The organism is Oleispirillum naphthae, assembly GCA_027864655.1.
Lineage (GTDB): Bacteria > Pseudomonadota > Alphaproteobacteria > Rhodospirillales > Rhodospirillaceae > Oleispirillum > Oleispirillum naphthae.
The window spans coordinates 120,851-135,494 of record JAQAZG010000010.1 but is presented as its reverse complement, the minus strand read 5'-3'; the positions used below and the strand labels follow the sequence as shown (position 1 = coordinate 135,494).

Here is a 14,644-nt window from a genome sequence, read left to right as displayed (position 1 = left end):
AACCGCCGATCATCACAACCGCGCCGTCCGGAATGAGGCCCACCGCCCCTTCGTAGGATATGACCTTGTTCGTCATTTTGTCCTTCCTGTTGCCTCCCCGGCCACAAACCGGTGAAGAGGTATGTCGCGCGGAGCGCCGCCCGCGCCGTACGAAGCCGGCAAACCATCCTGCCGACCCACTCGCGAACGCATGGCGGACAATTGGTCGGCACGCGCAAACGTTTGCTCAGATCGACGATGAATGTCAATCATCTTTAGGGGATTTTTTTTCACCCGGCTTCGAGAGAGGAAAAGGGGCGCGCAAACGCCCCTTTTCCGCGTCTCGTGTCAGCTGATTTCCATGTTCATCAGCGCCGAAGCCAGGGACTTGCCATGGGCATCGAGCGCGATGGACCGCGTCACGCCGCCGCCCAAGGCGCCGTGCATGACGAAGTTCAGCGCATGCAGGTTGGGCAGCTCGTAGCGGACCACTTTCCCGGTGACGATGGAGGAGAAATACTGCTTCACCCGCTCGGGGGTCACCGCGGCCTTCACCCGCTCGTAGTCCTCGGGTTTGTAGACGATCAAGGAGATGTTGGAGATGTTCCCCTTGTCGCCGGTGCGGGAGTGCGCAATTTCGTGCAGTTTCATCGCTCAGGCCTCCAGCATATCGACATGGGGATTCACCGCGGCGCGTGGAACCAGCGTCGAGTCCATCGCCACGATTTCCTTGACGCTTTTCGCCGCGCCGCCGCCGCAGGCCGGGCCGTTGGTGTAGAGGGTCTCCACCTCGTTGCCGACCAGAGTGGCGTTGCGCTTGTCGCGGGTGCGCGCGATCACCCGCACCCGTACCTCGTAGGGGTCTCCGCCCTGGGAGAGCCCTTCCCCGTGCAGGGAATTGATGCCGATCAGGTCGTAACGGATCTCGTCCGCCTTGAGCCCGACGGTCTCCAGGCGCTCGGCGACGACGTCGAGCGCGAGGCGGCCGCGCGCCACCGCGCCCGGCCCGGCGTAGGAGATCTGCCCCTCGCCGTGGAAGCCGTCCTTGTAGCCCACCGAGACCTTGAGCGTCTCCGGGCGCTCCCGCCCGTTGGCGCCCTCGACCCGCACCCGGTCGGGCCCCTCCTGGATGAAGCGCACGCCGGAGAAGTCGGCGGTCACGTCCGGGGTCTTGTAGGCATGCGGATCGTGGAGCTCGTAGAGGATCTGCTCCTTGCAGGTGTCGGTGGTGACCATGCCGCCCGCCTCGGCGACCTTGGTGATCACCGCGCCTCCGGTCTCGTCCACCTCGGCGATGGGGAAGCCCAGGTGCCCGAGGCCGGGAACGTCCTTCACCCCGGGATCGGCATAGTAGCCGCCGGTCACCTGTCCGGCGCACTCCATCAGGTGGCCGACCACGGTGCCCTTGCCGAGCTTCTCCCAGTCGGTGTCCGACCAGCCGAACTCGTGGAGCATCGGCGCGAGGAACAGCGACGGGTCGGCGACGCGGCCGGTGATGACGATGTCGGCGCCCTGTCCCAACGCCTCGGCGATGGGGCGCGCGCCGAGGTAGGCGTTGGCGGAGACGATAGCCTCCGCCATCTCCGCCGCGGGCTTGCCGCTATCGTCGAGGCGCAGGTTCTCGGAAATCACGAGGGTGCGCACCTCGTCGCCCGAAACCGTCGCCACCTTGATGCCGGTGAAGCCCATTTCCTTCGCCACTTCCACCGCCTTGCGGCCGGCGGCGAGGGGGTTGGCGGCGCCCATGTTGGTGATGATGCGCACGCCGTTCTTGCGGCAGGCGGGCAGAACCGCCCGCAGCCGGTCCACCATGAGCGCATCGTAGCCCATGTCGGGGTTGGCGAGCCGCGCCTGCTGCGCGATGGCGATGGTGCGTTCGGCCAGGCACTCGAAGACGAGATAGCCGATTCCGCCCTTTTCCGCCAATTCCACCGCAGGCTCGATGCGATCGCCGGAATACCCCGCGCCCGTACCTATGCGAATAGTTTTCATCGTAGGTCTCCCTTACGCACTCAAAAGATCGGGAAAATACCGAAGAGGATCGCGACGATCGTCATCACGATCGAGGTCGCCCACAAGAAGGGGATGGTGAACTTCTGGTGGTCGGCCAAATCCACGCCGCACAACCCGACGAGCAGGAAGGTGGCGGGGGTGAGCGGGCTCACCGGGAAGCCGGTGGTCATCTGTCCGATGATCGCGGCCTGGCCCATTTGCACTTCCGGAACGCCCATCACCTTACCGGCTTCCGCCAGAACCGGCAGAATGCCGAAGTAGAAGGAGTCCGGGTCGAACAGCAGGCTGAGCGGCATCGCGAAGATCGAGAGGATGAGCGGCAGAATCTGGCCGTGGCCCGCCGGAATGTGGGCGGAAACGAAGGTGGCCATTTCCGTCAGCATCTTGGTGTTCTTCATGATGCCGGTGAACACGCCCGCGGCGAGCAGGATGGAGCCCATCATCAACGCCGCCTTGGCGTGGGCGTCGATGCGCTCGCGCTGCATCTTGAGATCGGGATAGTTGACCACCAGGGCGATCACCGTGCCGACCATGAAGCACAGCACCGGAGGCGTCTTGGTGGAGATCATCACCCCGAGCACGACGAGGGCGAGCAGAATGTTGAACCAGAACAGCTTCGGACGGATCAGCTTCTGCTCGGCCTCGGTGAGGGCCGGACGCGAGTAGCTGGTGATGGTCTCGGTGGAATCGCCGCCGAGGAGCGCAAGGCGCTTTTCTTCGCGGCTGCCGAGGAACCACGCGCACAGGAACACGAAGAGGATACCGGCGATCTGCACCGGAACCATCGGCAGATAGAGGACGCTCATGTCGAGATGCAGCGAGGAAGCCGCGCGCAGCGTCGGACCGCCCCATGGCAGCATGTTGGCGGTGCCCGCCGCCATGGCGACGACGCACGCGAGAAGCCGCTTATCCATTTTCAAGCGGTCGAACAGCGGCAGCATCGCCGGAACCGTGACCAGGAAGGTCACCGCGCCCGAACCGTCGAGGTGGACGATCGCGGCGAGAACCGCGGTGCCGAGCACGATGCGGGAAGGACGCACGCCGACGACGCGGAGGATGCCGTCGATGATCGGGTCGAGCGTGCCCGCATCCTTGATGATCCCGAAGAACAGGATCGCGAAGATGAACATGCCGACCACCGGCGCGAGCGCCTTGATGCCGGTCACGGCAAAACCACCGGTTGCTTTGGCCGAGAAACCCGCGAGGAGCGCGGTGATGATCGGCACGACGATCAAAGCGGTGATCGGGGTAACGCGCTTGCTGAGGATACCGGCAAGGACGAGAAGGATAGTAAGAAGCCCAAATAAGGCAACCATGATATAGCCCCCCTGTGCTTTTTATTGATGAGTGAAGCTCGTACGGAAAACAAAACTCTCCCGTTTCCGGAACCCGGTTTCCCGGGTTCAGGAAAAAATGTTCTCAACACTTTCGAGGATGCAGGAGGGTTGTCATGGGTGGAAATCGGAACTTCTGATAGAGCTATCCATCGTTTCAATAGATAGCGATTTCAATAGGCTCTAGCTACCTTTCTGGAGTTTTTCGAGACTAAAAACCCACCTGGGGAAGCGCCAGGCCCCATCTTTCAGGGTGGGCTTCCCCGCCGCCTCGCGGACTCGCCGCGCCGAAACCCCAGGTTCCGCCCCTCCGCCACGGCGGCGCGGGCGTGCCCCTTGTCAGCGCCCGACGGGCTATGGCATGCTTCCGGCCCGGTTCATACCCCCTGTCTGTTCGGAGCGGCGTTTCCTGCCGCAAGCGAACCGGTCGGCGTTCCCCCTCGGCAACCTGGAGAAAGCGCGGCGCATGAACATCTCCCAGAAGCATCTCAAGGCGTTCCTCTCGCTTCTCGCGCACCGCAACTTCACCCGGGCGTCGGCCAGCGTCTGCCTTTCCCAGCCCGCCTTCAGCGCACTGATCACCGGCCTGGAAAAGGAGGTGGGCTTCCGCCTGTTCGACCGCGATTCCCATCAGGTGCGGCCGACCGAGGACGGCAAGGCGTTCGCCGAGGTTGCGGAGCACCTGGTGAGCTTCCACGACTCCTCGATGAAGGAGATCGAGGCGATCCGCCGCGGCGAACGCGGCCGGGTGTCGATGTCGGCGCTGCCTTCCACCGCGGTGGCCTGGCTGCCCGCGGTGCTGCCGGATTTCCGCAGGCTTTACCCCGGCGTGCGCGTCGAGATGATCGACGCGGTCTCCGACCGCTGCCTTCAGCTTCTCATCGACGGCGTCGTCGATTTCGCCGTCACCGCCTGCGAGACCGACAATCCGGACCTGGTCTCCGAGCTGCTGTATACGGAATCCTTCTACTTCATCTGCCCGGTGGGGCATCCTCTGGCGCAGCGGGAAACCATCCGCATCGAGGAGCTCTACGACTCGCCGCTGCTCAACTTCCGCCACTCCACGAGCATCCGCCAGCGCGTCGAGAAGGTCATTCCGCCGCAGATTTTACAGGATTCGCTCGAAGTGGAGCAGCTCACCACGATGATGGGACTGGTCGCCAACGGGCTCGGCTCCTGCGTCGTGCCGGAGCTCACCCTCTACCAGTTCCGCGATCCGGGCATCGCCATCGTGCCGTTCTCGAACTTCGACGCGTACCGCAACATCCACCTGGTGCGCCACGCCGAGCGCACGCTTTCGGCCCCGGCGGCGAACCTCTGCGCGCGGCTGATCGCCCATGCGGAACACAAATGCGTCGCCGCCCGCGGCGGCAAGCCGCAGGCCTCCGCCCCCCTCGACGACGAGGTGGGCGCGTAAGCGCAAGGGCGAAACAGGCTGGAAGGGTGCGGAAAAGGCTTGCCCGAGCGCAGCCGGGCAATGGTTTTTCCGCACCCTGCTAGAAGCGGAACCGCGCGGCCAGGGCCTCGTCGGATTCCAGGTGCTTCAGCGGCCCCACCGCGGCGGTGGTGAGCGGGCCGGCGAACACCCGGCGGGTGACGCGGCGCACCGCCTCGATGTCCACCCCCTCGATGCGGGCGATGGTCTCCTCCGCCGAGAGCGTGCGGCCGAAGATCATCAGTTGCCGCGCCCGGTGCTCGCAGCGCGACGAGGTGCTCTCCATGCCCATGATGGTGCTCGACTTGAGCTGCGCGCGGGCGCGCGCCACCTCGGCCTCGGTCAGGGTGTCGGCAAGCTTCGACGCCTCGTCGGCGATCACCGCCACCATCTGCGGCACCTCCTTCGGCGCGGTGCCCGCGTAGATCGAGAACATCCCGGTATCCACATAGGACGAGGCGTAGGCATAGATCGAGTAGGCCAGCCCCCGCGCCTCGCGCACCTCCTGGAACAGCCGCGACGACATGCCGCCGCCGAACAGCGCCGCCATCACCGCAAGCGCGTAGTAGTCCGGGTCCTGGTAGGCGACGCCCTCGAAGCCGAGCGCCAGATGCGTCTGCTCCAGGTCGCGGGATTCGCGGAAATGCCCGCCGGTGTAGCGCGCCGCCGCATCGGGCACGGCGCAGCAGGCAGTGGGCAGGGCGGAAAAGGTCTTGTCCACCTCTTCGAGAAACGCCTCGTGGGTCAGCCCGCCCGCGGCGGAGACCACCATCTGCGGCGCGGTGTAGCCCGCCGCCATGAAGTCGAAGATGGTCTGGCGGGAAAGCCCGCGCACGATCTCCGCGGTGCCGAGCACCGGGCGGCCGATCGCCTGGTCGGGATAGGCGGTCTCCTGGAACCAGTCGAAGATGATGTCGTCCGGCGTGTCGAGCGCCTGGTGGATCTCCTGCACCACCACGGAACGCTCGCGGTCCAGTTCCTCCGGATCGAGGGTGGAGTGCTGCAGGATGTCGCCGACGATGTCCACGGCGAGCGCCATGTCGTCCTTCAGCACCTTGGCGTAATAGGCGGTGGTCTCGCGCGAGGTGTAGGCGTTGATGTGGCCGCCCACCGCCTCGATCTCCTCGGCGATGGCGCGCGCGGAGCGCCGCTCCGTGCCCTTGAACGCCATGTGCTCCAAAAGGTGGGAAACGCCGTTCAAGTGCGGCGGCTCGAAGCGCGCGCCGACGCCCACCCAGGCGCCCAGCGACACCGTGCCCGCCTCCGGCATCTCGTCGGTGATCACCCGCAGGCCGTTGGAAAGCGTGGAAATCCGCACCGTCATGCGCGGCCTCCCGCGGCGCGGGCGCGCGCCAGAACGTAATCCTGCACGGTCTTGAGGTCGTTGGGAAGAATCGTCACGCGTTCCGGCCTTTCCATCAAATCGGCGAGGCGGGCGGGCAGCTTCGGCGTCACCCCGGTGGCTTCCGCCACCGCCTGGCCGAACTTCGCCGGATGCGCGGTGGCCAGCGCCACCACCGGCACGCCCGGGGTCTTGGCCCGCGCCCGCGCCGCGGCCACGCCGATGGCGGAATGCGGGTCGAGGACCTCGCCGGTGGCGCGGTATTCGGCGCGGATCGCCGCGCGCGTCGCATCGTCGTCGAGGCTGAGCGCCGAGAAGGTGGCGCGCGAACGCGCCAGCACCATCTCCGCCACCTCGAAGCGCCCGGACTGGCGGAAGCGGTTCATCGTGGCGCGCACCGCCGCGCCGTCGCGGCCCAGCATGTCGAACAGCAGGCGCTCGAAGTTGCTGGAAATCTGGATGTCCATCGAGGGGCTGATCGTCGGCACCACCTCGGTCATCTCCATCGCGCCGGAGGCGAAGAAGCGGGTGAGGATATCGTTGCGGTTGGAGCCGACGATCAGCTGCTCGATCGGCAGGCCCATCGCCTTGGCCACATAGCCCGCGAAGATGTTGCCGAAGTTGCCGGTCGGCACCGAGAAGCCCACCGCGCGGTCCGGCGCGCCGAGCCGCAGCGCCGCCCACACGTAGTAGACCACCTGCGCCATCACCCGCGCCCAGTTGATCGAATTCACCGCGCCCAGGCTCACCCGGTCGCGGAAGGCGACATCGGCGAACATCGCCTTGAGCAGGTCCTGGCAGTCGTCGAAGGTGCCCTTGATCGCGATGTTGAACACGTTGGACGAGGTCACCGTGGTCATCTGGCGGCGCTGCACTTCGGAGACGCGCTCGTGCGGATGCAGGATGAACACGTCCACCGCCTCGCGGTCGCGGCACGCCTCGATCGCGGCGGAGCCGGTGTCGCCCGAGGTCGCGCCGACGATGGTGACGCGGCGCGAGCGCTTGGTCAGCACGCTGTCGAACAGGCGGCCCAGCACCTGCATCGCCATGTCCTTGAAGGCGAGGGTGGGGCCGTGGAACAGTTCCATGATCCACAGGTCGGTGTCGATCTGCTTCAACGGCGCCACGGCGCGGTGATCGAAACCGCGGTAGGCCTCCGCCGCGATGGCGGCGATCTCCGCATCCGGCAGCGCGCCGCCGACGAACGGGCGCATCACCGCCGCCGCGAGCCCGGGGTACGACAGCCCGCGCCACGCGTCCCAGGTCTTGCCGTCGATCACCGGCACCGCGTCCGGCACGTAGAGACCGCCGTCCGGGGCCAGCCCCGCGAGCAGCACGTCGTCGAAGGAAAGAGCCGGAGCCTCGCCCCGCGTACTGATGTAGCGCACCTGAAACCGCCTCTTTCAGCAAAGCCAGCCCGCGGCTCCCGCCGCAGGCACAAGCCGTAACCTATACCCGCCGCCGCGCCGGACCACAAGAGCCGGGGCGCATCGGGGCCTTCGCCTAGGCGTCGATCTCTTCTTCCAGCGCCGCCTTCTTCTCCTCCAGGAAGCGCTCCATCTGGCGCAGCTGGCGGTCGAGGGAACGGATGTTCTCGAAGCGCTTGGCGCGGCGGCGCGCGCGATTGCGCCGCCAGGCGGCGCTGATCGGAATTTCGAGCGCGGTGGCGATCAGCCACGCCCCCGCCCCCAGGCAGGCGAGCGCCGCCATGCTGCGGTCCACCCGGCCCCAGGCCACCGCCGCGCCCCAGAACCCCACGGTCACCAGGCACGCGCCGGCGGTCATCGCGATGCGGTTGCCGAAACCGCGCCGCCTTTGCATCTCCGTCTCGGCATCGCGGATGGCGTTGGCGATCTCCACCCGCGCCACGTCCTGCCAGGCGCGGAACGACATGCCCGGCCGTCCGCCCTTGCTGCGCATGGCGGTCTCGTTGCGGCCCTCGCGGATCGCCTGTTCCAGCACCCGCACGGTCAGATTGGCGCGGTCCTCGGGCGTCGGCGCGCTCATGCCCCCTCCACGTAGCGCGCCCGCAGGTGCGCCTTGAACGCCTCGGCGGAAAGCGGTGCGCCGGTGGCGCGGGTGAGAAGCTCCGGCGTCTCCAGCAGCGAACCGTGGGCGTGCACGTTGGTCCGCATCCAGCCGAGCAGCGGCGAAAAGTCGCCGCGCGCCAGCGCCGCCTCCAGCCCCGGCTCCGCGGCCTTCGCTGCGGCGAAGAGCTGCGCCGCGGTCATCGCGCCGAGGGTGTAGGTGGGGAAATAACCCCACGCGCCGTCGTACCAGTGGATGTCCTGCAAACACCCCAGCGCGTCGTCGGGCGGCGCCACGCCGAGCAGTTCCCGCATCCCCTCGTCCCACGCGCCGGGCAGGTCGGCAAGCGCGAGGTCGCCCGCGATCATCGCCCGCTCCAGCCGATAGCGCAAAATCACGTGCGCCGGATAGGTCACCTCGTCCGCCTCGACGCGGATGAAGCCGCGCTCCACCGTCTGCGCCAGGGCGACGAAGTTCTCCACCGCCCAGGCCGGGCCGGTCCCGCCGAACGCCGCCGCCATCGCGGGCGCGAGCCAGGAGAGGAACGCCCGGCCGCGCCCGGCCTGCATCTCCATGGTCAGGGACTGGCTCTCGTGCACGCTCATCCCCCGTGCCTCGCCCGCGGGCAGGCCGCGCCACGCCTCGGGCAGGCCGCGTTCGTAGAGCGCATGCCCGGTCTCGTGGATCACCCCGAAGATGCCGGTGAACGCGTCCGCCTCCGCATAGCGCGTGGTCAGGCGCACGTCGTCGGCGATGCCGCCGCAGAACGGATGCGCGCTCTCGTCCAGCCGCCCGTGCGCGAAGTCGAAGCCCATCGCCGTCATCACCGTGCGCACGAAGGCCCTCTGCGCCGCCACGGGGAACTTTCCGGTCAGGGGCAAGGGCGCGGGCCGCGCCGCCTGCACCGCCAGCACCTCGTCCAGGAACCCCGGCAGGAACGCCGCGAGGTCGGCGAACACCGCATCGATCTCCGCCGACTTGCCCCCCGGCTCGTAGGCGTCCAGCAGCGCGTCGTAGGGGGAAACGCCCAGCGCCTCCGCCGTCGCCGCCGCTTCCTCCCGCACCAAAGCAAGCAGGGCGGAGAGGCCGGGCAGCACCGCGGGGAAATCCGCCGCCGCCCGCGCCGCGCGCCACGCCATCTCGCACGCCGCCCCGGCCCGCGCCAGCGCCGCCACCAGATCGGACGGCACCGCCGCGGCATGCACCCAGGCGTGCCGCATCTCGCGCAGGTCGGCGCGCTCCGCCGCGGCCAGGTCCTCGCCTTCCGCCGCGGCCAAATCCTCCGCCACCGCCGGGTCGGCGATCAACCCGTGCGCCAGGGTCTCCAGCACCGCCACCTGCTCGGCCCGCGCCGACGCGCCGCCCGCGGGCATCATCGCGGCGCGGTCCCACTGCAACATCGCCACCGCGCCGGAAATCGCCGACCGCCTGTGAAACCGCTCCGTCAACCGCTCATACGCCCGCATTCGCATTTCCGTCCCTTGCCATCCGCCGCCGCGCCGCCGCATCATACGGCGAAAGGCATCCTACCGGAGGAGAACACATGTCCGCAAAAGCGAAGTTCGCCGTCGTCCTGTCGGGCTGCGGAGTCTACGACGGCTCGGAAATCCACGAGGCGGTGCTCACCCTGCTCGCCATCGACCGCGCGGGCGGCGCCTATCAGTGCTTCGCCCCCGACGTGCCGCAGATGCACGTGATCAACCACGTGGTCGGCACGCCCGGCGCGGAAAGCCGCAACGTCCTGGTCGAATCGGCGCGCATCGCGCGCGGCGCGATCCTGCCGCTCGCCGACTACAAACCCGCCGACTTCGACATCCTCGCCTTCCCCGGCGGCTTCGGCGCGGCGAAGAACCTCTGCACCTTCGCCGTGGACGGCCCCGACTGCACGGTCAACCCGGATGCGGAAAAAGCCATCCGCTCCACCCACGCCGCGAAGAAACCCATCGTCGCCCTGTGCATCGCCCCCGCCCTCGTCGCCAAGGTGCTGGGCAAGATCGACGTCACCATCGGCAACGACGCAGGCACCGCCAAGGCGATCGCCGCGATGGGCGGCAACCCGCTGGAACGCACCTACGGCGAAGTCTGCGTGGATAACGCCAACAAGATCGTCACCAGCCCCTGCTACATGCTCAATTCCACCATCGGCCAGATCGCCGACGGCGCCGCCGCCGCGGTCGCCGCGGCGCTGAAGCTGCTGTAAAACGCTAAAACTTCGTGGGGGGACTCGGTCCCCCCACTCCCCCCATAACTTTTTTTGCCGCGCAGCGGCGATCAACCGTCACGCCGCGTGATGGCTCTATCGCGCTACGCGCCAACACCAAAAGTTATGGGGTCGAGGGGACCGAGTCCCCTCGCGGGGTCCGGGGCGGAGCCCTGGCCTGATTTTCCCCTCACCGGAACTCCGTCTCCGCGCTGCGGTGCGACAGGGTTTTTCCCTCTTCCGTCACCGTGACCTCGGCGCGGTAGCGGCCGGGCGGCCAGCCGCCGATCGGGGCGCGGCGTCCGGCAGCGGAGAACTGCCAGGCCTTGGGCTTGTCCACGGCGGTATCGCGTTTGGCGAGGGAGTCGCCCTGGGGACCGAAGAGTTCGACGGTCAGCGTCATCCCCGGCTTGAGGCCGAACACCGCGCCCCAGGCGACGAGTTCGGCGGCGGGTTTGGGCGGCAGGCCCGGCAGGGTGGTATCCGTCTTGAGCGCCGCAGCGGTGGGAATGCCGGAGGCGAGCCCCGCGGCATAGACGCTGGAGGCCGCATAGGGCGGTTCCTCGCCCTTTTTCCACAGGCTTTCGCCGGTTTCGCCGCAGCCGCCGCCCAGGCCCTTGCCGGTGAAGGGGTCGATCTTCATTCCGGCGCGGCGCACCGTCATGTGCACGTGGGGGAATTCCGCCCGCCCGGAGAGGCCGATCAGGCCGAGGCGCGCGCCGCGGTCCACGGTTTCGCCTTTGCGCACCCCGACGCTGCCGCGTTTGAGGTGGCAGTACTGGGTTTCCCATCCGTCGGCGTGGCGCAGCACCACGCCGTTGCCGCATTCCCGGCCCTTCACCGCGGCCGGGCCGCGGGCGAGATAGGCGCCGTCGGGCTGGCCGTCGCGCATGCCCGCCACGGTGCCCGGCGCGGCGGCGACCACCGGCACGCCGACGGACATGGAGCGGATGTCGGCGGGGGCGAAGTCGGTGCCGTCGTGATGGGCGTAGGAGCGCGGCCCGCAGCGGTAGTCGCGGCCCGGCTGCGCATCGATGACGTCGGGGTAGTTGATGATCCAGCAGGTCTCGCCGAGGGTGCAGGCGGCGGGCGGCGAGAAACCCGCGAAGCCCGGCTCCGCCGCGGCAGGCGCGGCGGCAAGGCCGAGGACGGCGCAGAGGAGGAGGAACCGCCCCTTCATCCGCGCATCCTCGCCTTGAGGGAGCCGATCACCTGCGCCTCGAAGCCGGTGTCGAAATCGGCGTCGCGTTCCGCCTTGGCGTAATCCGCGTGGTCCGGCGCGAGGGCATCGTTGCGCGGCTTGATGCGGATCAGGCGGGTGGAGAATTTGGTCTTCTCCCCGGATTTCAGGGTCAGCCTGGCGTCGCCCAGGTATTTGCCGCGCGCCCCCGCCTGTAGCACCGGCACGCCGTCCACCAGGTTCTCGGGGTCGAGGCCGCCCTTGTTCAGCGTGGTGTGGGTGTGGCCGCCGACCACCACCACCGGCTTGGCGGTGAGCCTGGCGGCGGCGCGGGCGAGCGGCAGGTCGCCTTCCCGGATGAAGAAGCGCCAGCCGTCGGCGGCGCGCGGCGGGCCGTAATCGTCGCCATAGCCGCAGTGGGAGAGGATGACCACCACGTCGGAGAGCGCGGCGACGGCGGGCAGCAGCTGGTTTGCCGCGGCGACCGGCGAGGCCAGCGTCAGCCCCGGCTCCGCCGCCTTGCGGAAGTGCTTGATCACCGAGCAGGTGACGCCGAGAAAGCCGATGCGCAACCCGCCCGCCACCGCGATCATCGCCGGGTGGTAGTCGCGCCCCGCCGCCACCTCGCGCAGGCCGGAAATATTGGCGGCGAGGAGGGGAAACTTCGCGTCGCCGCGGATGCCGCGGGCGAGGGTGCGCGCGCCGTGGTCGAACTCGTGGTTGCCGATGGCGGAGGCGTCCACCCCCGCCGCGGAATAGGCGGCATAGCCGGGGTCGATGCGCCAGCCGTTGCCCGCGATATCGCCGAGCAGCGGGTCGAAGAAACCGCCGGTGCGGTCGTCCCCGGCGGTGACCAGCAGCACCACCTCGCCGGGCTTGGCTTTGGCGCGCGCCGCCTTCGCCTGCTTGACGATCTGCGCCAGCGCGTGGGTCTCGCCCTTCTCCGCGTCGCCGATGACGAGGTTGTTGTGCAGGTCGTTGAAGTGCAGCAGGCGCAGGGTGGCGGCCTCGGGCGGGACCATCGCGGCGAGGCGCTTCGCCACCGGGCCGGACAGCGCGGTCACCGGCCTGCCGGGCACGTGGCCCGCGACCGCATAGGCGGCCTCCAGCCTGCCCTGCGGATTGACCGGAATCTCCACCAGCTCCGGGGCGGCGGCGCGCGCCTGGGTGGCGCACCCCGGCAGGGCCACACCGGCGGCGGCGAGGCCGAGACCGCGCAGCACGGCGCGGCGGCGCAGCGCATGGAGAAGCAGGCGGGTGGCGAAAGAACGCTCGGCGGACATCGACGGCCCTTCCTACGGCAACGCGAAGGGGAAGCCTATCACCGCCGGAACACCGCCACCACTTCGAGATGCGGGCTCAAGGGGAACTGGTCCACCGGCAGGGCGGAGACGAGGCGGAAGCCGCCGTCGGCGAGGATGCGGGCGTCGCGGGCGAAGCTTGCGGGGTTGCAGGAAACCGCCACCGCGAGCGGCACCGCCGAGGCGGCGATGGCGCGCGCCTGGACCTGGGCTCCGGCGCGCGGCGGGTCGAAGACCACGGCGTCGAGGCCGCGCATCTCCGCCGCGGAGAGCGGCTCGCGGAAGAGGTCGCGCGCGGCGACCGCAAGCCCCGGGGCGGCCTTCGCCGCGGCGGCGAGGGCGGCGACCGCCGCGCCGTCGGCATCGAGGGCGAGCACCCGCGCGCCGCGCGCGGCGAGCGGCAGGGCGAAGGTGCCGAGGCCGCAGAAGAGGTCGGCGAGGGCCGATACGCCTTCGGTGGCGGCAAGCACCGCATCGCGGAGCGCCGCCTCGCCCTCGGCGGAGGGCTGGAGGAAGGCGGCATCGGGGAAGGCGACGGAGACCCCGCCGAAGATCATCGCGGGGGGGCGCTCCACCGCCAGAGGCGCCGCGCCGAAGCCGGAATCCCAGGCAAGCCGGGCGAGATCGTGCGCCCGCGCGAAGGCGGCGAGCGCCTCGCGGCCCTCCCATCCCGGCTCGTCGGCGCAACGCACCAGCACGTCGGCCCCCGAGTCGGTCCAGGCGAGCGCCACCGCCGCGTCGGCGGTGAGCGGCGCGAGCACGGCGCGCAGCGGCGCGATCAGGGCGGAAAGCTGCGGCAGCAGCACCGGGCAGGCGTCGATCGCCGCCACCGCATGGCTCGCCTCCTCGCGGAAGCCGAGCTTCTTCCCCTTGAGCGCCAGGGTGGCGCGGCGGCGGGTGCGCGCCGGGCAGGAGAGGGTTTCCGCCACCGGCGCGTCGGCGAAGCCGCGGTGCGAAAGCGCGGCGAGCAGGCGGGTGCGCTTCCACGCCGCGAGGTCCGCCGCCTCCCAGTGCTGGAAGGCGCAGCCGCCGCAGCGCCCGAACGCCGGACAGAACGGCGCGACGCGGCGGGGAGAGGGCGTTTCGACGCTCTCCAGGCGGCAGCGCACCCCTTCGGCGGAGCGCAAAACCGGCATTGCGCGCACCGTCTCGCCGGGCAGGGCGAGGGGCACGAAGTGGCGCACGCCGTCATGCAGGGCGATGCCGTCGCCGCCCGCGCCGACGCTCTCCACGCAAAGCGAAAGCGGCGCGGCGTTCAGCCGTGCGGGGCGGCGCTCACGCCCCCTGGCCATAGACCTGGCCATGGCGGCAGGACTGTCCCACGGTCTCCGGCCCCGGGGTGGCGTAGGTCCAGATCTCGGTGACCCGGTTCTGCGCGTCCACCATCACCGCGACGCTTTCGCGCCCCGGCAGGGCCTCGCCCGGCACCTCCTCGTAGGCCATGACGATGGCGAGGTCGCCGCGCGAAAACAGGTGCGCCGCCGCGCCGTTGAGGCAGCAGTCGCCCGCCCCTTCGCGGCCCTCGATGACATAGGTCTGCAGGCGGTTGCCGTTGGCGATGTTGACCACATCGACGCGGCTGTAGGGCAGGATGCCCGCGGCCCGCAGCATCAGCGGGTCGATGGTGATCGAGCCGATGTAGTCGAGCCGCGCCTCGGTCACCGTGACGCGGTGGATCTTGCCGTACATGAAGGGGCGCAGCGCCCCGTCCAGGCGGTAGCCGGAGCCCCCGGCCAGGTCTTCCGGTCCGTTGATCTTGCGGATGCTGGGCAGGCTCATATCAGGTTCGCTCCAGACTGTTTCGCCGTTCTTGGCACCGTTTCGCCCGTCTT

Annotated in this window: 13 protein-coding genes; 2 read left to right on the top strand and 11 right to left on the bottom strand. The window is 69.3% G+C overall.

From position 1 onward, the window contains the following. Window positions 1–327: 327 nt before the first annotated feature. From O7R11_RS11870 to O7R11_RS11860, 3 genes are read right to left on the bottom strand one after another with little or no spacing between them, the layout of a single operon-like run. Window positions 328–630, bottom strand: a complete 303-nt coding sequence (locus O7R11_RS11870; RefSeq protein ID WP_337997737.1) for an AtuA-related protein — start codon at window positions 628–630, stop codon at window positions 328–330. A 3-nt stretch (window positions 631–633) separates the two neighbouring features. Next, the gene (locus O7R11_RS11865) at window positions 634–1,971 is read right to left on the bottom strand and encodes an acyclic terpene utilization AtuA family protein (RefSeq protein WP_337997736.1); all 1,338 of its coding nucleotides are present in this window, start codon (window positions 1,969–1,971) and stop codon (window positions 634–636) included. Window positions 1,972–1,991: 20 nt separating this feature from the next. Next, window positions 1,992–3,308: a CitMHS family transporter gene (locus O7R11_RS11860; RefSeq protein WP_337997735.1), complete on the bottom strand. Its 1,317-nt coding sequence runs from the start codon at window positions 3,306–3,308 to the stop codon at window positions 1,992–1,994. 484 nt (window positions 3,309–3,792) lie between these two features. Here O7R11_RS11860 and O7R11_RS11855 point away from each other — a divergent pair, with 484 nt between their 5' ends. Further along, on the top strand, window positions 3,793–4,743 hold the full coding sequence (locus O7R11_RS11855; protein ID WP_337997734.1) for a LysR family transcriptional regulator: 951 nt from the start codon (window positions 3,793–3,795) through the stop codon (window positions 4,741–4,743). Between the two features lie 79 nt (window positions 4,744–4,822). Here O7R11_RS11855 and O7R11_RS11850 read toward each other — a convergent pair whose 3' ends face one another. The 4 genes from O7R11_RS11850 to O7R11_RS11835 form a co-directional block, all read right to left on the bottom strand. Continuing rightward, window positions 4,823–6,085, bottom strand: a complete 1,263-nt coding sequence (locus tag O7R11_RS11850) for a M16 family metallopeptidase (RefSeq protein ID WP_337997733.1) — start codon at window positions 6,083–6,085, stop codon at window positions 4,823–4,825. Beyond that, window positions 6,082–7,491 (bottom strand): threonine synthase, encoded by a 1,410-nt coding sequence (gene thrC / locus O7R11_RS11845; protein WP_337997732.1) that lies wholly within the window; start codon window positions 7,489–7,491, stop codon window positions 6,082–6,084. Before thrC ends, O7R11_RS11850 begins: the two co-directional genes overlap by 4 nt. Before the next feature lie 115 nt (window positions 7,492–7,606). Then, window positions 7,607–8,110: a hypothetical protein gene (locus O7R11_RS11840; protein ID WP_337997731.1), complete on the bottom strand. Its 504-nt coding sequence runs from the start codon at window positions 8,108–8,110 to the stop codon at window positions 7,607–7,609. After that, window positions 8,107–9,597, bottom strand: coding sequence for a carboxypeptidase M32 (locus O7R11_RS11835; protein ID WP_420792990.1), 1,491 nt, complete (start codon window positions 9,595–9,597; stop codon window positions 8,107–8,109). The genes O7R11_RS11840 and O7R11_RS11835 overlap by 4 nt, the downstream gene beginning before the upstream one ends. Window positions 9,598–9,674: 77 nt before the next feature. Here O7R11_RS11835 and elbB point away from each other — a divergent pair, with 77 nt between their 5' ends. After that, window positions 9,675–10,331, top strand: a complete 657-nt coding sequence (gene elbB, locus O7R11_RS11830; protein ID WP_337997729.1) for an isoprenoid biosynthesis glyoxalase ElbB — start codon at window positions 9,675–9,677, stop codon at window positions 10,329–10,331. A 190-nt stretch (window positions 10,332–10,521) separates the two neighbouring features. Here the strand turns inward: elbB and O7R11_RS11825 are convergent, their stop codons facing one another. The 4 genes from O7R11_RS11825 to panD are packed head-to-tail and all read right to left on the bottom strand — an operon-like array spanning window position 10,522 to window position 14,591. Continuing rightward, window positions 10,522–11,511 (bottom strand): M23 family metallopeptidase, encoded by a 990-nt coding sequence (locus O7R11_RS11825; protein ID WP_337997728.1) that lies wholly within the window; start codon window positions 11,509–11,511, stop codon window positions 10,522–10,524. Continuing rightward, the gene (locus O7R11_RS11820) at window positions 11,508–12,794 is read right to left on the bottom strand and encodes a metallophosphoesterase (protein WP_337997727.1); all 1,287 of its coding nucleotides are present in this window, start codon (window positions 12,792–12,794) and stop codon (window positions 11,508–11,510) included. Before O7R11_RS11820 ends, O7R11_RS11825 begins: the two co-directional genes overlap by 4 nt. A 38-nt stretch (window positions 12,795–12,832) precedes the next feature. Next, the gene (locus O7R11_RS11815; protein WP_337997726.1) at window positions 12,833–14,104 is read right to left on the bottom strand and encodes a class I SAM-dependent RNA methyltransferase; all 1,272 of its coding nucleotides are present in this window, start codon (window positions 14,102–14,104) and stop codon (window positions 12,833–12,835) included. Beyond that, a complete protein-coding gene (gene panD / locus O7R11_RS11810) occupies window positions 14,088–14,591 on the bottom strand; it encodes an aspartate 1-decarboxylase (protein ID WP_337997725.1) in 504 nt (167 codons plus the stop codon). The genes O7R11_RS11815 and panD overlap by 17 nt, the downstream gene beginning before the upstream one ends. Between the last annotated feature and the right edge of the window lie 53 nt (window positions 14,592–14,644).

Bases quoted from the DNA above. Each gene is read 5' to 3' on its own strand.
- O7R11_RS11870 (WP_337997737.1), bottom strand. From the start codon at position 630: ATGAAACTGCACGAAATTGCGCACTCCCGCACCGGCGACAAGGGGAAC.
- O7R11_RS11815 (WP_337997726.1), bottom strand. From the start codon at position 14,104: ATGGCCAGGGGGCGTGAGCGCCGCCCCGCACGGCTGAACGCCGCGCCG.
- panD (WP_337997725.1), bottom strand. From the start codon at position 14,591: ATGAGCCTGCCCAGCATCCGCAAGATCAACGGACCGGAAGACCTGGCC.
- O7R11_RS11865 (WP_337997736.1), bottom strand. From the start codon at position 1,971: ATGAAAACTATTCGCATAGGTACGGGCGCGGGGTATTCCGGCGATCGC.
- O7R11_RS11835 (WP_420792990.1), bottom strand. From the start codon at position 9,597: ATGCGGGCGTATGAGCGGTTGACGGAGCGGTTTCACAGGCGGTCGGCG.
- O7R11_RS11825 (WP_337997728.1), bottom strand. From the start codon at position 11,511: ATGAAGGGGCGGTTCCTCCTCCTCTGCGCCGTCCTCGGCCTTGCCGCC.
- O7R11_RS11820 (WP_337997727.1), bottom strand. From the start codon at position 12,794: ATGTCCGCCGAGCGTTCTTTCGCCACCCGCCTGCTTCTCCATGCGCTG.
- O7R11_RS11860 (WP_337997735.1), bottom strand. From the start codon at position 3,308: ATGGTTGCCTTATTTGGGCTTCTTACTATCCTTCTCGTCCTTGCCGGT.
- elbB (WP_337997729.1), top strand. From the start codon at position 9,675: ATGTCCGCAAAAGCGAAGTTCGCCGTCGTCCTGTCGGGCTGCGGAGTC.
- O7R11_RS11855 (WP_337997734.1), top strand. From the start codon at position 3,793: ATGAACATCTCCCAGAAGCATCTCAAGGCGTTCCTCTCGCTTCTCGCG.
- O7R11_RS11850 (WP_337997733.1), bottom strand. From the start codon at position 6,085: ATGACGGTGCGGATTTCCACGCTTTCCAACGGCCTGCGGGTGATCACC.
- O7R11_RS11840 (WP_337997731.1), bottom strand. From the start codon at position 8,110: ATGAGCGCGCCGACGCCCGAGGACCGCGCCAATCTGACCGTGCGGGTG.